The following is a 25056-nucleotide window of genomic DNA, read 5'->3' as shown; positions in this document are numbered from 1 at the left end:
GACGGTCGTCTCCTCTGGCCGCCGGGTCTGGTCTTGATTTGTCGTCGGGCCCCCGGCTCGGCGTCGAAAATTCGACATGGGTCGATGGTCCGCTGCGCCGGCACCTGCTGCGTCAGCAGCCCGGGCCGTTGCCGTAACACGGTTCCCGGTTGATTCCTTCCGAGACGAATCCACGCGGGCACCCCCTCTCCCGAGTGGGAGAGGGGCAGGGGTGAGGGTGGAGACGGTTCCGCAGAACTCAGGAACCGTGCCGCTGCCAGCGCTGCGCTCAGTGCTTTGTTCTGAAGCGTAGCACCCTCACCCCTACCCCTCTCCCACTCGGGAGAGGGGATCCCGCGCCCTCTTGTCTTCGGACGGATCAACCGGAAACCGAACAACTCCACCCGGCCGCCTTCCGCGGCCTCGCACCGACCTTGCGCGGAAGACGTCATGCGGCCTCCCGACTTCGACGCGCCGAGCTTTTCGGCCCCCTCGCGGCTCGGCGCCGTGGCGGATCGCATCGCGCTCGCCTCCGGCTGGCAGCGCCTCGCTTTGGCATGGCTCGCGGGCGCCTGCGGGGCGCTGGCGATGCCGCCCTTCGGCATCCTGCCGGCGCTGGCGGTCGCGCTCGTCCCCGCCGTGTGGCTCCTCGACGGGGCGGCGACCGGGACCGGTCGCCTGCGCCGCCGCCTCGCCACCGCCGGGAGCGCCGCGGCGATCGGCTGGGCCTGGGGCTTCGGCTATTTCGTCGCCGGCCTGTGGTGGCTGGGCGCGGCCTTTCTGGTGGAGGCCGACCAGTTCGCCGTGCTGATGCCGCTCGGCGTGCTCGGCCTGCCGGCGGTGCTGGGCCTGTTCTTCGGCTTGGGCTTCGCGCTCGCGCGGCTGCTCTGGTCGCCCGGCTGGGCCCGGATCCTCGCCCTCGCCGCCGGACTCTCGGCCGCCGAGTGGCTGCGTGGGCATCTCTTCACCGGCTTCCCGTGGAACACGCTCGGCATGGCGCTCGGCCAGAACCTGTGGCTGATGCAGGCGGCCTCGGTCTTCGGGCTCTACGGGCTCACGCTGCTCGCCGTGCTGATCGGCGCCGCGCCCGCGACCCTCGCCACGGGGGCCACGCCGCGGGCGCGCTGGACGCCGCCGCTCCTCGCGCTGGCCGTCCTCGCGCTCCTCGCCGGGGCGGGAGCGTGGCGGATCCCCGCCGGGCCGATGCCCGACGTGCCGGGGGTGCGGCTGCGCCTCGTCCAGGCGAACATCCCCCAGGATGCCCGCTTCAACCCGCGCAACCGTGACGGCATTCTTGAGCGCTATCTCGGCCTCAGCGACAGCGCGACGGCGCCCGAATCCAGGGGGCTTGCCGATGTCACGCACCTGATCTGGCCTGAATCGTCCTTCCCGTTCCTGATCCAGCGCGACCCGAAGGCCCTCGCCCAGATCACCGCCGCGCTCCCGCCGGGCAAGCATCTCGTGACCGGGGCCGCCCGGGCCGACGAGCCGCTGCCGGGCGAGCGGCTGCACTTCTACAACGGCATCCTGGTGATCGGCGCCGAGGGCTTCGTCGGGCTGCCCTATGACAAGCACCACCTCGTGCCCTTCGGCGAGTACCTGCCCGGACCGGTCGACCGGATCCTGCGCGCCGTCGGCCTGCGCCAGTTCGTGGCCGTCCCGGGCGGGTTCACGGCCGCGGAGGGCGCGCGACGCCCCTTCTCGGTGCCCGGGCTGCCGCCGGTGGCGGCCTCGATCTGCTACGAGGTGATCTTCCCGGGCGAAGTCGTGCCGCAGGTGGGCGCCCGACCCGGGCTGATCCTGAACCTCACCAATGACGGCTGGTTCGGCGATACGCCGGGACCCCGCCAGCATTTTGCCCAGGCGCGCCTGCGTGCCGTAGAGGAAGGCCTTCCTCTCGTCCGCGCCGCCAACACCGGCATCTCCGCAGTGGCCGACCCTTACGGACGGGTGACCGGGTTCCTGCCGGTCGGGGCCGAGGGTGTGCTCGACCGGAAGCTTCCCAGAAACCTAGGGGAAAGCACGTTCTATTCACGTTTTCGCGATTTGTTTTTTGCCGCTCTGCTTCTAGGGTCTGTCCTGCTGGCCATCGGCGCGCGCGGGAGGATCGCGCGGCCTTAGGCAGGGGTGGAGCAGACACATTGAAGAAGGCACCGGATCCGATCGATCGCCACGTCGGGCACCGGGTGCGGGTCCGGCGGCTTCTCGTCGGCGTGAGCCAGGAGAAGCTGGGGGATGCGCTCGGTGTCACGTTCCAGCAGATCCAGAAATACGAGAAGGGGGCCAACCGCATCAGCGCAAGCCGGCTCCAGCAGATCGCCGAGATGCTCGGCGTGCCGGTCGGCTTCTTCTACGAGGGCGCGCCGCGCCCCGAGAACTGGCTGGATGAGGAGCACGTCGAGGTGGCGAGGCAGCCGGGCTCGGACCTGTTCTGGACGAGCCAGGATCTCCAGCTCGTGCGGGCCTTCCAGCGGGTGGACGACCCGCAGGTCCGCCGCCGCCTCGTCGCCCTCGTCGAGGCGCTGAGCGGCAAGGACGTCGCGGCCCAGGGCTGAGAAGCCCCGGGCCGTGAGCTACCGCGGTGCGAGGCCGAACAGGGCGCGCGCCTCGGCGGGTGTCGCCGGAACGCAGTCGAGGAGCGAGAGCAGCGTCGCCGCCTTCTCGACGAGGGCCGCATTGCTCGGCGCGAGCTGGCCGCGGGAGAGATAGAGGTTGTCCTCCAGGCCGACCCGCACGTGGCCGCCGGCCGTCGCGGCGAGCGCCACCATCGGGAACTCGGCGCGCGAGATGCCGAAGGCGGACCAGATCGCGTCCGGCGGCAGCCGGTCGCGCATCTGCAGCAGCGTCTCGGGCGTTGCGGGGGCTCCCCAGGGGATGCCGAGGCAGATCTGGAACAGGGGCGGGCGGGCGAGATGCCCCTCCGCGATCAGATGCTTGGCGAGTTCGATCTGGCCGAGGTCGAACACCTCGATCTCGGGCCGCGTGCCGGCCTCGGCGATGCGGGCCGCCATGGCCCGCAGATGGCCGGGCGTGTTGAGGAAGGCGTGCTCGCCGAAATTCATCGTCGCCACGTCGAGGGTGCAGATCTCGGGCCTGAGCGCCGTGACGTGCCGGGTGCGCGCCTCCGGCGAGGCGAGGCTGGTTCCGGGGCCGGGCCGAGCCGGATCGTCCTCGCCCGGGACGAACCGGCCGCCCGCGCCGGTGGTCAGGTTGAGGATCACGTCGGCATTCCGCTCGCGGATGCGCTCGACCACTTCCCGGTAGAGCGCGAGGTCCATGCTGGGCTCGGCCGTCTCGGGATCGCGCACGTGGATATGGACCACGGCCGCCCCGGCGCCGGCCGCCTCGAGCGCGGATTGGGCGATCGCCTTGGGGCTCACCGGGACGGCCGGGTTCTTCGACGGGGTGTTGAAGGAGCCGGTGAGGGCGCAGGTGATGACGGTCTGGCGCGACATGGCGTGATCCCTCAATCGCTGCCGCCATCGACGACCAGGGTCTCCCCGGTCATGTAGGCCGCCCCCGCCGCGAGGAAGAGCATCGCCTCGGCAATGTCCTCGGGCTGCGCCAGGCGGGCGAGCAGAGTGCGCGCCAGCGTCGCCTGCTTGCGCTCGGGCGGCCATTCGCGCGTCCAGGGCGTCTCGACGAGGCCGGGCGCCACCGCATTGACCCGGATTTCGGGAGCAAGCGCCCGGGCGAGACTGCGCGTGAGGTTCACGAGCCCGGCCTTGCTCGCCGAATAGGCGATGCTGGATCCGCGCCGTCCGAGCCCGGCCACCGAGGCGGTGTTGACGATGGCGCCGCGCCGCGTCTTCAGCGCCGGGGCTGCGGCCCGGGCGCAGCGATAGGGCCCGATCAGGTTCGTCGACAGGATCGTCTGCCAGAACTCCTCGGTCATGGCGTCGAGGTCCGAGAAGGCGATCGGCTGATGGGTCCCGGGCGTGCCGGCATTGTTGATGAGCACGTCGAGGCCGCCGAGCGCCGCGATCGACCGTTCGACCAGGTCCTCGGCCTCGCCCGCCACCGCGACGTTGCCGGGCACCGCCATCACCGCAAGGCCCTCGTCCGCGAGGCGCGTCGCGGCCTCGGGGCCGCGCGGATCATCCGGCAGATGATTGAGGGCCACCATGGCGCCGTTGCGGGCGAAGAGGGTGACGGCCGCGAGCCCGATGCCCGATGCCCCGCCGGTCACGAGGACGCACCGTCCCCTCAGGTCTGCACTGATCATCCGCGCTTCCACCCTGCGAAATTGTGTTTCGCAGCACGATGGCAGGGCGGGCGGGTTCTGTCCAGGGCCGCACCGGTGACCCGGGTTGGCGCTGCAGGTCTTTGATCTTACGGAGCTTTCTGCAACAGTCCGTCATCCGCCCCCTCGGCGCGGGATCTCGTCGACGATCCCGAGCACGCGCATCCGGTCGATCGTCTCCAGGAGCTTCGGCCCGGTCTCGCGCCGCAGCACCGCCTCGGTCATCAGGAAGGCCGGGCCGCTCACGTTGATGGCGAACAGGCCCCGGGTGCCGGGACTGTGCACCGGGGCCGCCACCGCGTTGATCTCCGGATGCCAGATCCCGATGCCGACGCAGAAGCCGTGATCCGCCACCTCGGCGGCGCAGCGCGCCATCGTCGCCTCCAGGCGAGGCCAATCCGCACCGCTCTCCGCGCGCAGCCGCTCGACCAGGGGCGCGCGCTGCTCCTCGTCCATGCCGGCGAGCGTTGCCATGCCCATGGCACTGCGGGCAAGCGGCAGGTGAAAGCCGACCTCCCGCGACAGGGTGATGGTCTGGCCGAGGCCCCGCCAGAGCTGGATGTAGACGCTGTGGAGCCCATCGCGGAGGCCGAGCGCCACATGCGCCTGAACCGCGGTGGCGAGATCCTGCAGGTAGGGCTTGGCCATCTGCGGAAACGAGTTCTGGCGAAGGAAGGCCGCCGACAGCGCCAGCACCGCGGGGCCAAGACCGTAGCGCTCGCCGTCCTCCCCGTGCACCAGGTAGCCCAGGGTGAGCAGCGTGTGCGTGAGGCGCGACACGGTCGGCTTGGGCAGCCCGGTACGCTCGGCGATCTCCCGGTTGCCGAGCATCTCGGTTGCGTCCTTGAAGGCGCGCAGCACCTGGAGCCCGCGGGCGAGCGCGGTGACGAACTGGCGGTCGCCATCCTCGCCGTCGAGGAGCGCGGGATCGCGCCAGGCCGCCGCGCGGCTGCGCTGCGGGTCGCGGGTCGTCGCGAAAGCCTCTGACATCGTCTGTTCCGTCCGGATGGCCGCGAATGCCGCGGCCGACAGGCCTGAACCCTGCCCAATCGCCGGACCGTTCGGCAACCTGTTTCGCGATGCGGATCATGATTTCGCGTCTTGACCCGGTCGGGGTGCACGGGCAGGCTTCTCCCAACGCGGCAGCCCGGGATGCTCCGGAGACATGCACGCGACCACGGCGGCTCAAGGCCGTCGGCGACGCCGAATGCGGCGCGTCATCAACGAGGCGGAAACGCGCTCCGGAGGAGGAAGACCGTGTTGAGAACGATCGCGCGCACCACCGCGGCCGGGCTTCTGGCGCTGGCGGCGGGCACGGCGCTGGCCGCACCCGCGACCCTCAGGATCGCCTTCATCGATCCATTGTCCGGCGGCGGCGCCAGCACCGGCGAGTCCGGCCTCAAGACCTTCCAGTACATGGCGGAGCAGAACAACGCCAAGAACCCCGACCTCAAGCTGGAGGTCACCGGCTACGACAACAAGCTCAACTCGCAGGAGAGCCTCGTCCAGCTCCAGAAGGCGATCGATTCGGGCGCCCGTATCGTCGTGCAGGGCAACGGTTCGAGCGTCGCGGCCGCGATCATCGATTTCGTGAGCAAGTACAACGACCGCAATCCGGGCAAGGAGGTCATCTATCTCAACTACGCGGCGGTCGATCCGGCGCTGACGAACGCCAAGTGCAGCTACTGGCACTTCCGCTTCGACGCCAATTCCGATATCAAGATGGCCGCGCTGACCAGCTTCATCAAAGGTAAGCCCGAGATCAAGAAGGTCTATCTCATCAACCAGGACTACTCGTTCGGGCAGGCGGTCCGCGCAGCGGCGCGTGCGATGCTGAAGGAGAAGCGCCCGGACATCCAGATCGTCGGCGACGAGGTCGCACCGCTGCAGAAGGTCAACGACTTCTCGCCCTATATCGCCAAGATCAAGGCATCCGGCGCCGACACGGTCATCACCGGGAACTGGGCGCAGGACATGGCGCTGCTGCTCAAGGCGGCGGGCGATGCCGGGTTGCAGGCGAATTTCTATACCTATTACGGCGGCGGCACCGGCGGCCCGACCGCGATCAAGCAGGCCAACCTCGGCGACCGCGTCTTCCAGGTGGCCGAAGGCTTCGCGAACATTCCCTATCCGCCCGGTCAGGACTTCGAGAGGGCGTTCCGCGCCAGGACGGGCCAGGAACTCACCTATCCGCGCGTCGTGAACCTGATGAACGTGCTGGTGAAGGCGGCCGATGCAGCGAAGTCGACGGATCCGAAGGCCATCGCCAAGGCCATGGAATCGATCCACAACGACACGCTCTACGGCCAGGACAGCTTCATGCGGCCGGACGACCATCAGCTGTTCCAGACCCTGTACATCTCGCAACTGGGTCCGGTGGATACGTCGAAGCAGTTCGACAGCGAGAATACCGGCTGGGGCTGGAAGGCCGCGGGCGAAGTCAGCGCCAAGGACACGCTTCTGCCGACCACCTGCAAGATGGACCGGCCGAGCTGAGGGCTCCGGATCCGGCGCACGGAACCCGCTCCCGTACGGGAGCAGGTTCCCGCGATATCTGTGACGGACGATAAGTCGAACATCTTGGATCGCCCCAGGAGGCCGCCCGTTGCTCGAACTCGTGATCGTCTCGACGTTGAATGGCGTGCTCTACGGCATGCTGCTCTTTCTCATGGCGAGCGGGCTGACGCTCATCTTCAGCATGATGGGCGTGCTCAACTTCGCGCATGCCAGCTTCTACATGCTCGGCGCCTTCTTCGGCTATCAGATCAGCCGCTTCGCCGGCTTCTGGGTCGGGCTCGTCGTCGCGCCGGTCCTGGTCGGCGGTCTCGGCGCGCTCGTCGAGCGCTACGGGTTGCGCAACGTCCACCGCCACGGCCACGTCCCGGAACTCCTCTTCACCTTCGGCCTCGCCTACGTGATCGAGGAAGTGGTGCAGATGATCTGGGGCAAGCTGCCGCTCGACTATCGGGTGCCGGCGCTCCTCGACTTCCCGGCCTTCACGATCTTCGACACCAACTACCCGGCCTATAAGCTGTTCATGCTGCTCGTCTCGGTGGTGATCTTTGCCGGCCTGCTGCTCGTGCTGACCCGCACGCGGGTCGGGCTGATCATTCAGGCGGCGCTGACCCATCCCAACATGGTGGCGATGCTCGGCCACGACGTCGCGAAGGTGTTCATGCTCGTCTTCGGCATCGGCACCGGGCTCGCCGCGGTGGCGGGCGTCATCGCCGGGCCCGCCCTGGTGACGCAGTCCAACATGGCGGGCCTGCTGGGGCCGATCCTGTTCGTGGTCGTGGTCGTGGGCGGGCTCGGCTCGCTGACGGGCGCTTTCGTCGCCTCGCTGCTGATCGGCCTGATCCAGACCTTCGCGATCTCGCTCGACGTCTCGATCGCCAGCCTGTTCGAGGCTTTCGGCATCGCCGCCGCGCCCTCCGGCGGGGTGCTCGGCGACCTCTGGACCGTCACGATCGCGCAGATCGGGCCGGTCATTCCCTATCTCCTGCTCGTGATCGTGCTGATCTTTCGGCCGACCGGGCTGCTCGGGAGCCGCGAAGCATGACGGATCTCGCCGAAGGCGCCTCCGCCGGCAGCGACTGGGCTAGCAGCCGCCCGGTGCGCGCCGTGCAGCCGCGCAGCGGCAGCCGGCTCGGGGCGGTGGCACCCTGGCTCGCCGCTTCCGCCATCCTGGTCGCCGCGCCGCACGTCTTCACGAGCGGCGCCTCGCTCACGATGATGAGCCTCATGGGCATCATGGTCGTGTTCGCCCTGTCCTACAACATGCTGCTCGGGCAGACCGGGCTCCTGTCCTTCGGGCATGCGGTCTATTACGGGCTCGGAGCCTTCTTCACCGTCCATGCCATGAACGTGGTGGCGGCCGCGCGGCTGCCCGTGCCGCTCGTCGCGATGCCCCTCGTCGGCGCCGTCGCGGGCCTCGCCTTCGGCTTCCTGTTCGGCACGGTTTCCACGCGGCGCGCCGGGACCGTCTTCGCCATGATCTCGCTCGGGCTTGCCGAACTCGTCACCTCCGGCTCGCACATCCTGCACAGCTTCTTCGGCGGCGAGGAGGGCGTCACCACCAACCGCACCAAGATGCTGCGCCTGTTCGATCTCAGTTTCGGGCCGCAGATCCAGGTCTATTACCTGATCGCGGGGTGGTGCCTCGTCTGCGCGCTCTTGATGTACGGCATCACCCGGACGCCGCTCGGGCGGCTGTGCAACGCCGTGCGCGAGAACCCCGAGCGGGTCGAGTTCATCGGCTACGAGCCGCAGCTGGTGCGTCTCGTCGCCTTCTGCCTCTCGGCCCTGTTCGCGGGCGTCGCCGGCGCCCTGGCGGCGATCAATTTCGAGATCGTCAATTCCTCCTATCTCGGGCTGCAGCAATCGGGCGTGGTGCTGCTCGCCGCCTTCATCGGCGGCATCGGGCATTTCGTCGGGCCGGTGATCGGCGCGGTGCTGGTCACCATCCTGCAGGTCTCGCTCAGCGACCTCACCGAGGTCTGGCAGCTCTATTTCGGGCTCCTGTTCATCGCGATCGTGATGTTCGCGCCGGGCGGCATCGCCGGCCTCGCGCTGATGCACGGGCCACTGATCCGCCGCGGCACGGCCCACCGCCTCGTCCCGGCCTATGCCCTCGCGCTCGCGCCGACGCTCGTCATGCTGGCGGGCCTCGTCGCGCTCATCGAGATGAGCTTCCGGGCCCTGGTGAAGGCCGGGGAGGGGACCTCCATGACCCTGTTCGGCTTCGGCCTCGACGTCGCGACGCCGCTGCCCTGGATCGTGGCGGCTGCAGCCTTCCTCGGCGGCCTGCTCGCCGTCCGGGCGGCGTGGCCGCGCGTCACCGCGGCCTGGCATGCGGCCTCCCTCGCCGCCCGGGAGGGCTGACGCGATGACGCCTCCTGCCGTCGAACTCTCCGGCGTGACCAAGTCCTTCGGGGCGACGCAGATCATCGCGGGCGTGGATCTCCGGGTGCCGGCCGGCGAGCGCCACGCCATCATCGGCCCGAACGGGGCCGGAAAGTCGACCCTGTTCAACCTCATCAGCGGGCGCCTCGTGCCGACATCCGGGACGATCCGCCTGGAGGGGGCCGACATCACCGGGGCGCGCCCCTCCGTGATCAACCGCCGGGGCCTCGCCCGCAGCTTCCAGGTCACCAACATCTTCCCCCGGCTCTCGGTCTGGGAGAACGTGCGCTGCGCGGTGCTGCGGGCCATGGGCTACCGGCCCCTGTTCTGGCGCAGCGTCGAGCGCCTGCCCGGCGTCGCGTCGCGCACGGCCGAGATCCTCGACAGCATCCGCCTCGGCCACCGTGCCGCGATGCCGGCCGGCATGCTGGCCTATGCGGAGCAGCGGGCCCTGGAGATCGGCATCAGCATCGCGAGCGACGCCCGCGTCATCCTGCTCGACGAGCCCATGGCCGGGATGAGCCACAGCGAGAGCGAGCACGCCACCGCGCTCATCCGCGAGGTGACGCAGGGGCGCACGCTGCTGATGGTGGAGCACGACATGGCCGTGGTGTTCGGGCTCGCCGACCGCATCTCGGTGCTCGTCTACGGCCGGCTGATCGCCACCGACACGCCCGAGCGCATCCGGGAGAACCGCGCCGTGCAGGAAGCCTACCTGGGAGTCGCGGCCGCATGAGCGCCGCCCCCGCGCTGCCGCAGGCCGCCCCGGCCCTCCTGGAGGTCGAGGACCTGCACGCCTATTACGGCAAGAGCCACATCCTGCAGGGCGTAAGCTTTCACGTCGGGGCGGGCGAGATCGTCGCGATCCTCGGCCGCAACGGCGTCGGCCGCTCGACGACGCTCAAGGCGATCATGGGCGACGTGGCGCCCCGCGGCACGGTCCGGTTCAAGGGCCGGCCGATCGCCGGGCTCAAGCCTCACCTCGTCGCCCGCCGCGGCCTCGGCTACGTGCCCGAGGAGCGCGCGATCTTCCCCGGGCTCACCGTGCGCCAGAACCTCGCCCTCGGCGAGAAGGCCGGCGCGGGCGCGCGCTGGACCACCGCCGACATCTTCCGGCTGTTCCCGCGGCTCGAGGAGCGCATCGACACGCCGGGCGGGGTGCTGTCCGGCGGCGAGCAGCAGATGCTCACCATCTGCCGCACGCTGATGGGCAACCCGGATCTCATCATGATCGACGAGCCGACCGAGGGGCTCTCGCCCCAGATGGTGGCCCGGGTCGGCGATCTCATCGCCGAGATCGCGGCCCGCGGCGTCGCCGTGCTCCTGGTCGAGCAGAAGCTGACGATCGCCCTCAAGCTATCGCAGCGCCTCTACGTGATGGGCCACGGCCGCATGGTCTTCGAGGGCACCCCCGCCGGCCTGCTGGAGAACGAGGCGGTCCGGCGGGAATGGCTCGAAGTGTGAGCCGATGCCGGCACCGTTGCTGAGTGCGGACGCTGTGCGACTTCTTGTGCTGGGTCCCGGGTCGCATTCCGCTGGCGCTGCATGCGCCCGGGACAGGGATTACGGCAGACGGGCTGCGCTTGATCAGGGTCGCCTGGGCGGCCCGCCCCTCCGCTCTCGGCGTCAGCGCACGCCGAGCAGTTCCACGTCGAAGATCAGCGTGGCGTTCGGCGGGATGACCCCGCCGGCGCCCCGCGCGCCGTAGCCGAGATCCGGCGGGATCACCAGCGTGCGCTTGCCGCCGACCTTCATGGTCGAGAGACCCTCGTCCCAGCCCTTGATCACCTGGCCGGTGCCGACCGCGAAGTTGAGCGGCTGGCCGCGATCGACCGAGCTGTCGAACTTCTTGCCCTTGCGGCCCTTCTCATCGAGCCAGCCGGTGTAATGGACGCTGACGGTCTGGCCGGCCGCCGGCGCCGGGCCGGTGCCGACGACATCGTCCTTGTACTTGAGGCCCGAGGGGGTGGTGGTGAAGTCGGCGGAGGAAGCAGCGGCGGTCATGGCAATCAGCAGGGCTCCGGCACGAAGGAAGGGGGAGAGGCGCATCGCGGGGAATGGTCCTCGCTTGTGGAACGGGTGGCCGGGTTAGCACGCCCGCCGCCCCGTGCCGAGAGGCCCGCCTCTCACGCCCTCGGCAGCGCCTCGGGATCGACCGGCGCACCCCCGGCCCAGCGCAGGATGAGGTCGCGCACATCCTCCGGCTGGGCGAGGCGGTGCTGCGCGATCGTCTCGCCCCCGCCGATGCGCACGCTCACGCCCCCATCCGCGTTGACGGTCGCGAAGGCCTTCTCGTCGGTGAGGTCGTCGCCGAAGAAGACGGCGCGGCGGCCCGCATAGGGCGCATCTTCCTGGAAGGCCCGGATCGCATGGCCCTTGGTGGCCGTCGCGGGCAGGATCTCGCCCACGGCCTTGCCGAGCTGCAGCCGGTAGGCGGAGCCGAGATCCGCCGCGAGGCGCTCGACCGCGTCCTGCGCCTTGCGGGCGTCGGTCGGGGTCGCGAGGCGCCAATGCACCGCCACCGAGCAGCCCTTGTCCTCGATCAGCACCGCCTCGAGCGGGGCGGTCTGGTCCTGCAGCCGCGCGACACCCGCACGGAGCGTCGGATGGGCGGAGGGCTCGCAGCCCGCCACCCGGTCGCCGCGCCGCATCTCGACGCCGTGCAGGCCGCCGACATCGAAGCGCTCGGGCGCGAGAAAGCCGTCGATCGTGGCGATCGGGCGGCCGGTGACGATGGCGAGCGCGCCGCCGAGCCTGCCGCGCAGCGTCGCGAGCGCCGCGGGAAGCTCCGCGGGCACGACCACCTGATCGGGCCGCGGGGCGATGTCGACGAGCGTGCCGTCGAAGTCCAGGAACAGTGCAAGGGCGGTATCGGTCACGGGATCGGCTCTCCGGAAGGCCCGCCGCATCCTGCCCACGGAACCAGACGGGCCTGCGACGCGAAGTCCTCGGCTTAAACCGCAAGGTTCGGCGGGAGGCAAATGGCCTCGGCGGCGTCACGCTTGCCTACGACCTCCCGCCCGGGTCCGGCGTGCCGGCAGCGGCGGCCAGCCGGTCGAGGCGGTCCAGCATCCGGCGGACGTGGCTGCCCGGCCAGTAGATCCGCCCGCAAACCGGGCAGGCCCGGAACGGGCCGGGCCCCGCCCGGGTGGAGAGGGGCAGGGCCGCGATCTCCTCGGGCGGCGCCTCCCGCAGAAGCGCATTGTCCATCAGGCAGCGCGTGAACCGGGCGAGGTTCCAGTCGATGCCGCAATGGCGCGCGAGATGCCGCGCCTGTTCCTCCGGATCGTTCTCGGGGATCAGCAGGGCCCGGGCTCCGGCCGCGGCGGCAAGCCGCCGGTCCCGGGTGAGCAGCAGGCGCTCCTCCCGTTCGGCCGTCTCCAGGATCGCGCGATCCGGCATGCCGGATGCGGCGAGCGCGGTGTCGTGGCCGGCCGCGCGCAGCAGGCGCGCGAGCCGCGCCAGCATCTCGTCGCAGAGCCAGCGCGGCGCCGGGCCGAGGGGCGCCATGGGCGGCTCAGGTGGGCTGCCGGGGCGCGTCCAGCACCGGCCAGGGCCGCGCCGCCTCGAAGGCCCGGGCGGCCGCGAGCACCCGCGCGTCCTCGCCCATCGGCCCGACGATCTGGAGGCCGACCGGGAGCCCGGCTCGCGTCAGGCCGCAAGGCACGCTCGCCGCCGGTTGCCCGGTGAGGTTGAACGGGTACGAGAACGGGGTCCAGGCGAGCCAATCCTCGCCGTAGGAGCCGTCCGGAGGCGTGAGATGGCCGGCCGCGAAGGCCGCCACGGCGGTGGACGGCGTCAGGAGGAGGTCGTAGCGCGCGTGGAATCGCGCCATCGCGGTGTAGACCGCGGCGCGCGCGTTGAGCGCGGCGAGGAAATCCGGCGCCGCGATGCGGCTGCCCCGCTCGGCCGCTGCCCGCAGGGCGGGCTCCACCTCGGGACGCCGGTCCTCCGGAAGGGCGCGCAGCACGCTCCAGGCGCCGACGAGCCAGATGCCGTTGAGGGTCTCGACCGGATCGGCGAAACCCGGATCCGCCTCCTCCACGATCGCGCCGAGATCCGCAAAGGCGGCGGCCGCCTTCGCCGTCAGCGCCGCCACCTCCGGATCGACCTGCCGGGCAAAGCCGAGCCGCGGGCTCCAGGCGACGCGAAGGCCGCGCAAGCCCGTCTCCAAGCCCGCCGAGTAGTCCGGCGGCTCGCTGAGCCAGGCCGCCATGTCCCGCGCATCCGGCCGTGCGATCGCCCGCATCATCAGCGCCGCGTCCCCGACACGCCGGGCCAGCGGCCCGAGATGCGCCACCGGCCCGAACGGGGAGGGTGGATAGGCCGGCACGCGCCCGTAGCTCGGCTTGAGGCCGAACACGCCGCAGAAGGCGGCCGGGATGCGGATCGAGCCCGCCCCGTCCGTGCCGAGATGCGCGAGGCCGAGATCGAGCGCCGCCGCGGCGGCGGCCCCCGCGGAGGAGCCGCCGGTGGTGCGCGAGAGGTCCCAGGGATTGCGGGTGATGCCGGTGAGCGTCGAATCGCCGAGGCCCTTCCAGCCGAATTCCGGCATCGTCGTCTTGCCGACCGGGATCGCCCCCGCCTCCAGCAGCCGGTCGACCGCGGGGGCGTTCTCGGACAGCGGCGTCTCCGGGCTCACCCGCGAGCCGCGCCGCATCGGATGCCCCGCCCAGGCGATGTTGTCCTTGATGGTCACGGGCAGCCCGTCGAGGGGGCCGCAGGGGGCGCCGGCCGCCCAGCGTGCCTCGGAGGCCGCGGCCGCTGCGAGCGCCGCCTCCCCGTCGGCCAGGATGAAGGCGTTCACCGCCGGCTCCTGCGCCGCGGTTCGGGACAGCACGTCCGCCACCACCTCGCGCGGCGACAGGGAGCGTTCGCGGTAGCGCCTGAGCAGCGCCGCTCCGTCGAGGTGCCGGATCTCCGTCATGGTGCCTCCTCTCACGATGCAGGGGGCTCCGCGCCCCCTGCACCCCCGGCAGAGGGACCCGGTCCCTCTGCACTCCCGCCATGCCGCCGGATAGGTCCGGCCCTGCCAGTCACTGCGAGCCGCGTGCCAAGCGAGGCCAGCAGGGCCGGAAGACAGCCGGCATCCCCGCGAGCACGGGCAGCCAGGGCAGAACATGCCCGCCGAAGAGCAGGAGCGTCCAGACCGGGAGGCCCTCATGGGCGTTCTTCGAGAAGCCGGCCCAGGCCTGTCCGAGAGACGTGGACATGCGGCAGGTCGCGAGCGGCGCGCCGTCGACCAGATCCGTGCGCCAGCCGCCCGGCGAAGAGCCGCATCGGGCTGGTCTTGCCCGCGCCGTTGGGGCCGAGCAGGGCCACGATCTCGCCCGCCCGCAGGGTCAGGTCGAAACCGTCGAGAGAACCGGCACTCGATGGTCCGGCGCGCGGCGGTCAGCGCGATCCTGGCTTGACGGCAGAGCCCGAGAACCGGCCGGCATCGACGGCCTCCGGCCCGCGCGGCTGGAACCGCAGGGCGACGTCCCCGGCCGGTGCGGCGACGAGACCCGCCGGCGGCGTCCCGCGGGAGGCCGTGCGGGCCTGGGTGAGCTGGACGGCGCTTCCCTGTGGCGCGGCCGGGTCCGCCGCGGCGACGAACAACGCGCGAAGCTGGGCCTTCGCGTCGCCTGCCGCGGCCTCGGCGACGGGCGAGCGGGATGAGCGCGGAGGCAGCAGCGGCCCGAGCGCCGCCGGGTCCGCCGACGCGATCTGGACGGCGGCCGGCCGCGCGGGCGGCAGCGGCGCGGCGGCGAGCGCCTCGGCCAGGGCGGCGAACTCGGCCGGACGGCGCGGCGGCAGCGGCGCGGCCGCCTCGGACGGGGCGGGCGGTTCGGCCGGGCCCGCCGCGGCGGGGCCCGGTGCGGCCGGCGGAGGGCTTGCGTCGCGGAGCAACGCGGCGCGCGGATCCGGCTGCGCCGCATAGGCGAGGGCGCCGCGGGTGCCCGCATCGTCCGGTGCCGCGCTCGCGAGGGCCACGGGCCGCACGCGCGGGGGCGCCTGCGGAGCCGGAGCCGGAGCCGGGGCAGGTTTCGACCCGCCGCCGAACAGCATGCTGAAGAACTGGCCGACGACGCTCGGGCTGTCCTCCTCGTCGAGGGCCGCGACGGCTTGGCCGTAGCCCAGCACCGAGCCGCCGCGGGCGAGGATCTCGGCCTTCGCCACCTCGTAGCCCGGGAGCGGGCGGCCGTCCCGCGGCAGGTGGACCGTGCGCCCGTCCGGAAACAGCCGGGCCAGCTGGTCGTAGGACATGCGTGGCCAGGCACGCACGGAGCCGACATCGAGATGCACGAAGGGATTGTAGGCGTGCGGGTACCAGCCGACCCCGCCGCGCTGCATCCGCATGCCGATCTCGCGGATCTGGTCCACCGAGACGTCGGTCAGGAAGAAATCCATCGCCTTGCCGAGCATGTGCTGGCTGTGCTCGGCGACCGCGCGGGAGCGGCGGCGCAGGGCCGCGTTCGTCTGCGGCGACCGGTAGGCCGAGACGATATGGACCGCGTCCCGAGACCCGCTGGCCCGATGCGCCTCCCAGACCACGTCGAAGAGGCGCGGATCCATCTTGGTCGGCTCGTCGATGCGCCAGTCGCGCAGGAGCCAGTTGAGCTGTTCCAGCGCCGCCCGGTCGTAGCGCCCATCCCGCTTGAAGGTGACGGTCGCACTCTCCTTGGTGTGCTCGTGGATGATCGAGAGCGTCCGGGTGTCGCCGTTGGCGGCTGCGTCCTGGGTGCCGCGGGTCCCGCCGACCAGCGCCGCCGCCACCGCCGCGGCGGCGAGCCCGGCCCGGCGCAGGGAGGGTCGGAGACGAGGGACATCCGCGCTGCGGGACCGGAACTCGCGAAGGGTCGCTGCCGTCCGGCAGCCGGTCCGCAGCAGCGCTCGCACGATCGTCTCCGCTCCCGCATCCTGCCGCGCGACGGCGGCCGCCATGGTGAATGCAGGGTTGCCGAGAACCGTGAAGAGACGGTTACCGGCACCCTGAATTCCTTTTGCGGTGACGGTTAAGGCTTAACCATGGCGAAAATCGGCCGCTAGAGCATCTTCCGACGAAGCGGATCCCGGTTCGTCGTAGAAAATGCGGCAAACTCAAAGGCTTAGGGCGGCATCCATTCCAACGTGAACGGATGCCGCCCGAGCCGCGGGCATCCGGGACGGGTCACCACCAGCCGAAGCGGGAGGAGGCGGGCGCCGGAGCCGGCGCGTAAGCCGGAGCCGGGGCGTAGTAGTCCGGGGCCGGCTGCACCACGGCCTGGCCCGCCGTGGCGACCGGGCGCGTGCGGCGGGGCGCCTGGGCGACGACGCGGGCGGGCCGCGCCTCGCGCGCGGGCGCGGGAGCGGTGCGGGCGGCCCGCGCCTCGCGCGTGGGCGCATGAGGAACGGGCGCGGGCGCGTGAGGAGGAGGAGAATGCGCGGGAGCCGGCTTCACCTTCGGCTTGCGGGACACCTCCGGGGCCGGGAGGGGCTCGTTCGACAGGCCGAGGGCCATCTTCACGCGGGCATTGATGCCGTAGAGGTCGTCGAACTGGCGCAGGGTCCCGGCCTCGTCCGCCACCAGGGTGAAATAGGCGAGGTGGACCGGCAGCTTCTCGGGCAGCATCACGGTCCGCTCGCCCTTGCCGATGAGCCGCTTGAGGCGCTCGGTCGGCCAGGTCGGGCCGAGCACCACCTCCGCGAAGCGGAACGGATCGTCCACGCGCACGCAGCCGTGGCTCAGGGCCCGCGCGCTGCGGGCGAAGAGCGCCCGGTTCGGCGTGTCGTGGAGATAGACCGCGTGGTCGTTCGGGAACATGAACTTGATGAAGCCGAGGGCGTTGCGCTCGCCCGGCGGCTGGCGGATCGCGATGCCGTTGCCGCGCCGGACCACCTCGTAGCCGAGACGGGCCGCATAGGTTGGGTCGCGGGCGAGGCGGGGCAGGAACTCGTTCTTGAGGATCGAGGGCGGCACGTTCCAGGACGGGTTGACCACCGCGTAGGTCATCTCGCCGGAGAAGACCGGCGTCGGCGAGTCGGGCTTGCCGACGATCACCCGGGCCTCGTCCACGACCCGGGTGCCGGACACCACCCGCACCTTGTATTCGGGGATGTTGACCCAGACGTGGGTCTTGCCGAGGTCGGCGGGCAGCCAGCGCCAGCGCTCCATGTTGGCGAGGAGGTCCGCCTCCTGCCGCCCGGGCGAGGGGCCGGCGAGCGCCGCGACCGTCTCCGGATTGAGGATTCCGGTGGCGGCGAGCCCCCGCTCGCGCTGGAAGCGCTCGACCGCGCCCGCGACCGCCGCGTCGTAGGCGGTGGCGTCGTCCGCAGGCCCGAGCCCGAACCGGGCGCGGATCAGCGGCACGCGGGCGTCGCGCATGCCGGGCTTCAGGGTCGGGCCCTTCGGCAGGCGCACCATCGGCACGCCGCCGGGCCGCTGGCTGCGGAGCGCCGCGAGCTTCGCCTTCAGGGCGAGGTAGCCTGTCTGGGAGGGATTGTAGGATTGCAGCACCGCGTTGGCGCCCGGCCCGGCGGCGGCGAGCCGCGGCAGCACCGCGTCGGCGCTGGGCAGGTCGAGCTTCGGGGTGATGAGCCGCGAGAGCCGCGACGGCTCGATGCGCCCGCCCCGTGCGTCGCGGGCATAGAGCGCCGCGGCGGCCGAGAGCTTCAGGTCCGCCTCCGCGAGGTCGGCGGGCGAGCCCGTCGGGATGCCGAGCGTCGGGATCGGGTAGTCGAGAGGATCGAGCCCGTCCTCCCCGGCGGCGCCGAGCCGGGCGATCACGGCCTTGGCCGCATCGGTCCAGGCGCCATCAGTGATCCAGACCGGCTTGAAGGCCCCGAGCGCGTAGAAGGCCTGGAGCGCCTCCCGCTCCCTGCGCCCGAAGCGGCGCAGGAGGGGAACGGTGGAATCCGCGAGCTTGGTGGCGATCGCCGCCGCGACCGGATCATCCGGCAGCGGCGGCTTGGATGCCTCGGCAGCCTGAGCCGGAGCCTCGGCCGGTTGTGCCTGCGGCGCGGCGGTTTCTGCCGGCGGCTCGGTGGCCTGCACGGGCGCCTCGGCGGCCGCGGGCGGCGTGGGGGCCGCCGCTTCGGGCGGGCTTGCGGGCGGGGCAGCCTCCTGTGCCCGCGCGCCGGCGAGGCTCGCGGCTCCCGCCATCAGCACCGCGACCAGCGCGGCGGCCCTGCGCCTGGGGAGCATGATCGTCTCCTGGAACACGCCGCCGGGCACCGGCCGCGGATCATCACATCAACCAACACTTAAGCTAGTGCGCGCGCCCCAATAAGGCGTGCCATCGCACACATGCCGCACCCTCCCGGTATGGAACACTTGTGGGGCGCGATGATGTCGCTCGGCGCGCCGACGGCTCGCGATGCCGCGGACCGGCCCCGGCTCAGGCGGCGTCGTCCGCCTTGTCCTCGTCGATCCCGAGATCCTTGAGCTTGCGGTAGAGCGTCGAGCGCCCGATGCCGAGGCGGCGGGACACTTCCGACATCCTCCCGCGGTAGAATTGCAGGGCGTAGCGGATGATCTCGCCCTCCAGTCCCTCCATGGTCTTCATCTCGCCGCTCTCCTCGGACACGAGCGAGATGGCGTGCGGATCGCGCACCTCGACGCGGACGATCTCGCGTAAGGGGGCGGAGGCAGCGACCGCCTCCGGCAGGCTGGGGGCTGCGGGAATGCGCACGTCGAAGCCCTCGACCTGCGCGGCGATCTGCGGGAACTCCGCCACCGTGAGCTCGTCGCCATCCGCCAGCACCACGGCGCGGAAGAGCGCATTCTCGAGCTGGCGCACGTTGCCGGGCCAGTCGTAGCGGGTGATGAGCGCCATCGCCTCCGGCGTGATGGCCCGCACGCGCTTGCCCTCCTCGGCCGCGAAGCGGGCGCAGAAGGAGCGGGCGAGGTCGGGAATGTCCTCGCGGCGCGCCCGCAGCGGGGGCAGGGTCATCGGGAAGACGTTGAGCCGGTAATAGAGATCCTCGCGGAACCGGCCCTGCTTGACGAGGTCGAGGAGCGAGCGGTTGGTGGCCGAGATCAGGCGGATGTCGACCCGCACGCTCTTGCGCCCGCCGACCGGATCGACCTCCCCCTCCTGGAGGGCGCGGAGCAGCTTGACCTGGGCATCGAGCGGCAATTCGCCGATCTCGTCGAGGAACAGCGTCCCGCCCGACGCCTCCACGAACTTGCCGACATGGCGCTCCGTGGCGCCCGTGAAGGCGCCCTTCTCGTGCCCGAACAGGGTCGACTCGACGAGGTTGTCGGGGATCGCGCCGCAATTGACGGTGACGAAGGGCTTGCCGCGCCGCTCGCCCGAGCCCTGGATGGCGCGGGCCAGCACTTCCTTGCCGACGCCGGACTCGCCCTCGATCAGCACCGGGATGTTCGACTTCGCCGCCCGCTCGGCGAGCCGGATGATCCGGCCCATGTCGGGGCTCTTCGAGGTCAGGTCCTTGAAGGTCAGCGCCCCCGAGGCACGGCGGCGCATGCGCCGGATCTCGTCCTGCAGCTGGTCGACCTGCAGGGCGTTCTTGATCGAGACCTGGAGGCGCTCGGCCCCCGCGGGCTTGACCACGAAATCGATGGCGCCGGCCCGCATCGCCGTGACCACGGCGTCGATCGAGCCGTTCGCGGTCTGGACGATCACCGGCGTGTCGATGGCGCTCCTGCGCATCTCGGCGAGCACGCCGAGGCCGTCGAGGCCGCCGGGCATCACGAGGTCGAGGAGCACCACGTCGATGCCCGCATCCGGGGCGCGTAGGCAAGCGAGCGCCGCCTCGCCGCCCTCCGCCACGATCGCCTCGAAGCCGAGGCGCCGGACCATCGCCTCCGCGAGGCGCCGTTGCACGGGATCGTCATCGACGATGAGCACCGTGGTCGACATCCTGTCCCTTTCGGCTTTAGCGAAGGCGGCGGGCAGGAGAGGGGCATCCCGTGCCCTTGGGCCTCTCCTCCGGTGGCCGAATCGCGTGACTGTTTCGTTTCGAACCGGATGCTCGCCCACAACCGTAAAGTGGCGATTAACGCCAACGAACTGTTGCGCGCCCGGAGGGAGGCGGCCGGCGCTCACGGCGTTGGGACAGGGGGCCGTGTTGATCAGGGCCGCGCGGCGGCCGATATGACGGTGCTGATTTTTAGTCCACGACCAGAGAGGACGAGAGCCCATGCCGACCCGAGCCGCCGCGCCATCGGAAGCCCCCCAGAGCGCGGCCCAGGCCATGGCACGCGCCGTCGATCTCGGTCCGCTGCCCGAATGGGACCTCTCGGATCTCTATGCGGGCCTCGACGACCCCGCCTTCGCGCGCGATCTCGCCCGGGCCGAGGCCGAATGCCGGGCCTTCGCGGAGGCCTATCAGGGCAGGATCGCCGCGCTCGCAGCCGGGGACGGCGCCTCCGACCGCCTCGGGACGGCGGTCGCCGCCTACGAGGCGCTGGAGGACCTGATGGGCCGGCTCCTGTCCTTCGCGGGTCTGGTCTATTCGGGCGACACCACCGATCCGGCCCGCGCCAAGTTCTACGGCGACACGCAGGAGCGGCTCACCGCGGCGTCGAGCGACCTCCTGTTCTTCACCCTCGAACTCAACCGCGTGCCCGACGAGGTGCTCGACGCCGCAACCGCGCTGCCGCCGCTCGCGCGCTACCGACCCTGGATCGAGGACATCCGCCGCGAGAAGCCCCACCAGCTCAGCGACGAGCTGGAGCGGCTGCTCCTGGAGAAGTCGGTCACCGGGCGGGCCGCCTGGAACCGCCTCTTCGACGAGACGGTCGCTTCCTTACGCTTTCCGGTGCGCGGCGAGTTGCTCACCCTGGAGCCGACGCTCAACAAGCTCCAGGATGCGGACGAGGGCCTGCGCCGCGACGCCGCCGAGGCGCTGAGCGGCGTCTTCCGGGCGAATCTGCGGCTCTTCACGCTCATCACCAACACGCTCGCCAAGGACAAGGAGATCGCGGACCGCTGGCGCCGCTTCGGGGACGTGGCGGATTCCCGCCACTTGGCCAACCGGGTCGAGCCGGAGGTGGTGGCGGCGCTCGTGGAGGCAGTGACTGCCGCCTATCCGCGCCTCTCCCACCGCTACTACCGGCTGAAGGCGCGGTGGTTCGGCCGCGACAGCCTCGCCTATTGGGACCGCAACGCGCCGCTGCCGAAGGTGGAGCAGCGCACCATCCCCTGGGCCGAGGCGCGCGAGACCGTGCTGTCGGCCTACGGCGCCTTCTCGCCGCGCATGGCGGAGATCGCCCGCACCTTCTTCGACGGCGGCTGGATCGACGCGCCGGTGCGGCCCGGCAAGGCGCCCGGCGCCTTCGCGCATCCGACCGTGCCCTCTTCCCACCCCTACGTGCTGGTGAACTACCAGGGCAAGCCGCGGGACGTGATGACGCTCGCCCATGAGCTCGGCCATGGCGTCCATCAGGTGCTCGCCGCCGGCAACGGGGCGCTGATGGCACCGACGCCGCTGACGCTCGCCGAGACCGCGAGCGTCTTCGGCGAGATGCTGACCTTCCGCCGCGTGCTCGACGCCACGACCGATCGCCGCCAGCGCCGGGCGCTCCTCGCCGCCAAGGTCGAGGACATGATCAACACGGTGGTGCGGCAGATCGCCTTCTACGTCTTCGAGCGCGAGCTCCACCTCGCGCGCCGCGCGGGCGAGCTCACCGCCGACCAGATCTGCGCCCTCTGGATGTCCGTCCAGGCCGAGAGCCTCGGGCCGGCGATCCGGCTGGATGCGGGCTACGAGCCCTTCTGGGCCTATATCCCGCACTTCATCCACTCGCCCTTCTACGTCTATGCCTACGCCTTCGGCGACTGCCTCGTGAACTCGCTCTACGGCGTGTACCGGAACGCCGAGGAGGGGTTCGTCGACCGCTACTTCGCGCTCCTGTCGGCGGGCGGGAGCAAGCCCTACGGCGAGCTCCTGGCCCCGTTCGGGCTCGACGCCCGCGACCCGTCCTTCTGGCAGATCGGCCTGTCGATGATCGAGGGCATGATCGCGGAACTCGAAGAGATGGAGGCCTAAAGCCGAGCTGGCCTCGACGGTTTCATGCGATATCGCGAGACCGATGCTCGGCCGGTATCGGTCACGCGGTCGCCGTTGCGCGTTTCGCGAGAATTCGCCAGAGTGTTCGGACGAGGATGCTCTGTGGTGACGTCTGGCGACCACTCGGCCTGCGGCGGGCTAAGCCGGGAAAATCGGCCGGGCCTAGCCGGCCTGAGCCGGTTGGATCGGCCCGGCCGGGCGCGGGATTCTGTCGCCGGCCGGGCACGGGCGTGAACATACCTGGCGGACTGGCGCGATCGGCCTTGACCGGAAGGGCCGAAATATCCGATCCGTTCGGCTTCCGTAGAGACAGGACAGCGGTCGTCCCTGCGAGCTCGAACAGTCGTGCCGCAATCTCCTCGCATGCGGGCCGCGGACGAACCGGATCGGATGGTCATGGACTACACCTACCAGGATGGACGCCTTCAGATCCGCCGCACCGAGGAGGAGAAGCGGCCGATTCTGCAGCGCTTGAAGCGGATCGAGGGGCAGGTTCGCGGCCTTCAGTCCATGGTGCAGGAGGACCGCTACTGCCTGGACGAGGTGCAGCAGATGAACGCCATCACGGCTGCGGTGCGGGAGGCGGCGCTGCAGCTGATCAGCGACCATCTCGACGCGTCCGTGCAATATGCGGTGAGCAGCCATGATCGCGACGGGGCGGTCGAGGAGATGATCCGGGCGCTGCGCAGCGCCCTGCGGCAGTCCTGACGCCGGTGCGACCATCCCGCCCGGCGGCCTAGCGGAACCGTCGCCGGGACATATCTCATGCCAACGGCCCGATGCATCGGCAGCTCGGGCCGTTGACCTGTCTCGCATGGTCGCCAAGCGTCCGGCTTGGCGACCATGCGAGACCGGAACCAACGGTCATTGGCGATGCCCGTTGGAATCGAGGCCCGCCAACGCCTTCCGGTGAGTTTCCGCGCATGTCCGACACCGAAGCCAACCGCTTCTCCGCCCGCGCCGCCCGCTATGCCCGGGTCGGCGCCAATATGGGCGGCGTCGCGGCCCGGATGGCGGGGTCCCGGCTGCTCGGCCGGAAGGGCGAGGAGCTGTCGAACGCCGCCGCCCTGGCTCAGGCCCTCGGGGGCCTGAAGGGGCCGATCATGAAGGTGGCGCAGCTTCTCGCCACCGTTCCCGATCTGCTGCCGCCCGAATACGCCCAGGAGCTGCAGAAGCTGCAATCCGAGGCGCCGCCGATGGGCGCCGCCTTCGTCAAGCGGCGCATGGCGGCCGAACTCGGGGCCGATTGGCAGAGCCGCTTCGGCAGCTTCGACCTGAAGCCCTCCGCGGCCGCCTCCCTCGGCCAGGTGCACCGGGCCGCGACCCGGGACGGCGCCCCGCTCGCCTGCAAGCTCCAGTACCCGGACATGCAATCCGCCGTCGAGGCGGATCTCAAGCAGCTCGAATTCGCCTTCGCGCTGCACCGGCGCATGCGCATCGCCATCGACACCCGCGAGATCGCCAAGGAGATCGGCGACCGGGTGCGGGAGGAGCTCGACTACCTGCGCGAGGCCAAGCATGCCGCCCTCTACAGCGAGGTGCTGCGCGACATCGCGACCGTCCGGGTGCCCGGCGTGCATCCGGGCCTCACGACGAAGCGCCTGCTGACCCTCGACTGGCTCGAGGGCGAGAAGATCCTGACCTTCGCGCAGGCCCCGCTGGAGATCCGCAACCGGCTCGCCCACGCGATGTTCAAGGCGTGGTGGCACCCCTTCAGCCGCGCCGCCGTCATCCACGGGGACCCGCATCTCGGCAACTACACGGTGTTCTCGGAGGGCGGCGAGCCGCAGGGCATCAACCTGCTCGATTACGGCTGCATCCGCATCTTCCACCCGCGCTTCGTCGGCGGCGTGGTCGATCTCTACCGGGGCCTCCTGCACGATGACCAGGAGCGCATCGTCCATGCCTACGAGAGCTGGGGCTTCCGCCGGCTCAACCGCGAGTTGATCGACATCCTCAACATCTGGGCACGGTTCATCTATGGGCCGCTCCTCGAGGACCGCGTGCGCACGGTGGCCGATGGGGTGAAGCCCGGCGAATACGGCCGGCGCCAGGCCTTCGAGGTGCACCGCGCCCTCAAGGAGCGCGGCCCCGTCACCGTGCCGCGGGAATTCGTGTTCATGGACCGGGCGGCGGTGGGGCTCGGGGCGGTGTTCCTGCACCTGCGCTCGGAGTTGAACTATCACCGCCTGTTCGAGGCCGAGATCGACCGCTTCTCCCTTGATGAGCTGGCGGCCCGCCAGAAGATGGCGCTCGAAGCGGCGAAGCTGCCGCTCCCCGCGTGAGGCGGGAAGCGCGTTTAATCCCGCTTCGCCCACGCGCTCCGTCTCACCCGAATGGGGGTGCCGATCCCGGTGCCTCCTGCATTGCCGCAACCCGGACCATGCGCTAAAGCGCCTCCCAACACCGAGACGACCGGGGCCCCCGCAGAATGGCTAGCAGCAACCACGCCTCCAACGACGCTTACGGGCCCTCCATGGACGGGGACACCCACGAGGCGACCTATCGCGGCTTCGTGCGCTTCGTGGAGATCGCCACCACGGTCGTGGTCTGCTGGATTCTGTCGCTCGGGATCGGCGGGATCCGCGAGGCGTGGCTCACGGCGATCTTCGGCGTCGTGCTGTCGGGCCTCGCCGGCGCGGTCGGCGCCCTGGCGCCGGCGCTCGGCTGGCGGGCGCCGGGAGCGGTGGCGGTGCTGCTCGCGGTTCTTCTCGCCCTGTACTGATCCGCATTCGGAACTGCCTGAGACCGGCGAAAGGCCGCTGCCCGGCAAGGCAGCGGCCTTTCGCGTTGTGTGCGAATGGCCGCGCCGCGCTTTCAAAGCTCGAAAAAATACACTAGAGGCGATCTCGGCGGGAGGAATCAGCTTCACGGTTGTGTGGGTCTCCCCTCGGTGCCGGCGTCGCCGGCAGCCGTTCTCCACACATGACCGA

At 71.1% G+C, this 25056-nt stretch carries 21 protein-coding genes and 1 pseudogene; 11 read left to right on the top strand and 11 right to left on the bottom strand.

From position 1 onward, the window contains the following. Nucleotides 1-429: 429 nt before the first annotated feature. Together lnt and MNOD_RS01130 are read left to right on the top strand one after the other, a co-directional pair. A complete protein-coding gene (gene lnt / locus MNOD_RS01135) occupies nucleotides 430-2100 on the top strand; it encodes an apolipoprotein N-acyltransferase (RefSeq protein WP_015926988.1) in 1671 nt (556 codons plus the stop codon). Between the two features lie 20 nt (nucleotides 2101-2120). After that, nucleotides 2121-2534: a helix-turn-helix domain-containing protein gene (locus MNOD_RS01130; protein WP_015926987.1), complete on the top strand. Its 414-nt coding sequence runs from the start codon at nucleotides 2121-2123 to the stop codon at nucleotides 2532-2534. A gap of 18 nt (nucleotides 2535-2552) precedes the next feature. On the opposite strand, the gene MNOD_RS01125 is transcribed toward MNOD_RS01130, so the two are convergent. From MNOD_RS01125 to MNOD_RS01115, 3 genes are all read right to left on the bottom strand, one after another. Beyond that, complete coding sequence (locus MNOD_RS01125) at nucleotides 2553-3434, bottom strand: beta-keto acid cleavage family enzyme (protein WP_015926986.1); 882 nt, start codon at nucleotides 3432-3434, stop codon at nucleotides 2553-2555. Between the two features lie 11 nt (nucleotides 3435-3445). Further along, nucleotides 3446-4204, bottom strand: a complete 759-nt coding sequence (locus MNOD_RS01120) for an SDR family NAD(P)-dependent oxidoreductase (protein ID WP_015926985.1) — start codon at nucleotides 4202-4204, stop codon at nucleotides 3446-3448. A 132-nt stretch (nucleotides 4205-4336) separates the two neighbouring features. Further along, nucleotides 4337-5212 (bottom strand): IclR family transcriptional regulator, encoded by an 876-nt coding sequence (locus tag MNOD_RS01115; protein ID WP_015926984.1) that lies wholly within the window; start codon nucleotides 5210-5212, stop codon nucleotides 4337-4339. 270 nt (nucleotides 5213-5482) lie between these two features. Here MNOD_RS01115 and MNOD_RS01110 point away from each other — a divergent pair, with 270 nt between their 5' ends. The 5 genes from MNOD_RS01110 (at nucleotide 5483) to MNOD_RS01090 (ending at nucleotide 10588) form a co-directional block, all read left to right on the top strand. Continuing rightward, nucleotides 5483-6718: a branched-chain amino acid ABC transporter substrate-binding protein gene (locus MNOD_RS01110; RefSeq protein WP_043747800.1), complete on the top strand. Its 1236-nt coding sequence runs from the start codon at nucleotides 5483-5485 to the stop codon at nucleotides 6716-6718. A gap of 109 nt (nucleotides 6719-6827) precedes the next feature. Then, a complete protein-coding gene (locus MNOD_RS01105) occupies nucleotides 6828-7781 on the top strand; it encodes a branched-chain amino acid ABC transporter permease (RefSeq protein WP_015926982.1) in 954 nt (317 codons plus the stop codon). Further along, entirely contained in the window at nucleotides 7778-9103 is a 1326-nt protein-coding gene (locus tag MNOD_RS01100) for a branched-chain amino acid ABC transporter permease (protein WP_015926981.1), read from the top strand. The genes MNOD_RS01105 and MNOD_RS01100 overlap by 4 nt, the downstream gene beginning before the upstream one ends. Nucleotides 9104-9107: 4 nt before the next feature. After that, nucleotides 9108-9860: an ABC transporter ATP-binding protein gene (locus MNOD_RS01095; protein WP_015926980.1), complete on the top strand. Its 753-nt coding sequence runs from the start codon at nucleotides 9108-9110 to the stop codon at nucleotides 9858-9860. Continuing rightward, on the top strand, nucleotides 9857-10588 hold the full coding sequence (locus MNOD_RS01090; protein ID WP_015926979.1) for an ABC transporter ATP-binding protein: 732 nt from the start codon (nucleotides 9857-9859) through the stop codon (nucleotides 10586-10588). Before MNOD_RS01095 ends, MNOD_RS01090 begins: the two co-directional genes overlap by 4 nt. A 162-nt stretch (nucleotides 10589-10750) precedes the next feature. Here the strand turns inward: MNOD_RS01090 and MNOD_RS01085 are convergent, their stop codons facing one another. The 8 genes and pseudogenes from MNOD_RS01085 to MNOD_RS01055 all read right to left on the bottom strand — a co-directional run bounded on the left by MNOD_RS01085 (nucleotide 10751) and on the right by MNOD_RS01055 (nucleotide 19971). Beyond that, nucleotides 10751-11173 carry an FKBP-type peptidyl-prolyl cis-trans isomerase gene (locus MNOD_RS01085; protein ID WP_015926978.1) on the bottom strand — a complete coding sequence of 141 codons (423 nt, stop codon included), beginning with the start codon at nucleotides 11171-11173 and terminating at the stop codon, nucleotides 10751-10753. 77 nt (nucleotides 11174-11250) lie between these two features. Beyond that, nucleotides 11251-12003 carry a trehalose-phosphatase gene (gene otsB, locus MNOD_RS01080; RefSeq protein ID WP_015926977.1) on the bottom strand — a complete coding sequence of 251 codons (753 nt, stop codon included), beginning with the start codon at nucleotides 12001-12003 and terminating at the stop codon, nucleotides 11251-11253. Between the two features lie 127 nt (nucleotides 12004-12130). Continuing rightward, nucleotides 12131-12634 carry a DUF5615 family PIN-like protein gene (locus MNOD_RS01075; RefSeq protein WP_015926976.1) on the bottom strand — a complete coding sequence of 168 codons (504 nt, stop codon included), beginning with the start codon at nucleotides 12632-12634 and terminating at the stop codon, nucleotides 12131-12133. A 7-nt stretch (nucleotides 12635-12641) separates the two neighbouring features. After that, entirely contained in the window at nucleotides 12642-14051 is a 1410-nt protein-coding gene (locus MNOD_RS01070) for an amidase (RefSeq protein WP_015926975.1), read from the bottom strand. 178 nt (nucleotides 14052-14229) lie between these two features. Further along, nucleotides 14230-14385 (bottom strand): annotated as a pseudogene (locus MNOD_RS45930) (glycosyl transferase); the annotation flags it as partial. A 133-nt stretch (nucleotides 14386-14518) separates the two neighbouring features. After that, complete coding sequence (locus MNOD_RS01065) at nucleotides 14519-16051, bottom strand: peptidoglycan L,D-endopeptidase MepK (RefSeq protein ID WP_015926974.1); 1533 nt, start codon at nucleotides 16049-16051, stop codon at nucleotides 14519-14521. A gap of 226 nt (nucleotides 16052-16277) precedes the next feature. Next, on the bottom strand, nucleotides 16278-18290 hold the full coding sequence (locus MNOD_RS01060; protein ID WP_015926973.1) for a L,D-transpeptidase family protein: 2013 nt from the start codon (nucleotides 18288-18290) through the stop codon (nucleotides 16278-16280). A gap of 193 nt (nucleotides 18291-18483) precedes the next feature. Further along, a complete protein-coding gene (locus MNOD_RS01055; RefSeq protein WP_015926972.1) occupies nucleotides 18484-19971 on the bottom strand; it encodes a sigma-54-dependent transcriptional regulator in 1488 nt (495 codons plus the stop codon). A 280-nt stretch (nucleotides 19972-20251) separates the two neighbouring features. Between MNOD_RS01055 and MNOD_RS01050 the strand changes: the two genes are divergently transcribed. From MNOD_RS01050 to MNOD_RS01035, 4 genes are all read left to right on the top strand, one after another. Further along, complete coding sequence (locus MNOD_RS01050) at nucleotides 20252-22102, top strand: M3 family oligoendopeptidase (RefSeq protein ID WP_015926971.1); 1851 nt, start codon at nucleotides 20252-20254, stop codon at nucleotides 22100-22102. A gap of 417 nt (nucleotides 22103-22519) precedes the next feature. Beyond that, nucleotides 22520-22831 (top strand): metal-sensitive transcriptional regulator, encoded by a 312-nt coding sequence (locus MNOD_RS01045; protein ID WP_015926970.1) that lies wholly within the window; start codon nucleotides 22520-22522, stop codon nucleotides 22829-22831. Nucleotides 22832-23046: 215 nt separating this feature from the next. Continuing rightward, on the top strand, nucleotides 23047-24408 hold the full coding sequence (locus MNOD_RS01040) for an ABC1 kinase family protein (RefSeq protein WP_015926969.1): 1362 nt from the start codon (nucleotides 23047-23049) through the stop codon (nucleotides 24406-24408). Between the two features lie 146 nt (nucleotides 24409-24554). Continuing rightward, entirely contained in the window at nucleotides 24555-24848 is a 294-nt protein-coding gene (locus MNOD_RS01035; RefSeq protein WP_015926968.1) for an aa3-type cytochrome c oxidase subunit IV, read from the top strand. Nucleotides 24849-25056: the final 208 nt, after the last annotated feature.

The organism is Methylobacterium nodulans ORS 2060, assembly GCF_000022085.1.
Taxonomy (GTDB): Bacteria; Pseudomonadota; Alphaproteobacteria; order Rhizobiales; family Beijerinckiaceae; genus Methylobacterium; species Methylobacterium nodulans.
The sequence above is the reverse complement of the archived record's forward strand: the minus strand, read 5'-3'. Positions and strand labels throughout refer to the sequence as shown.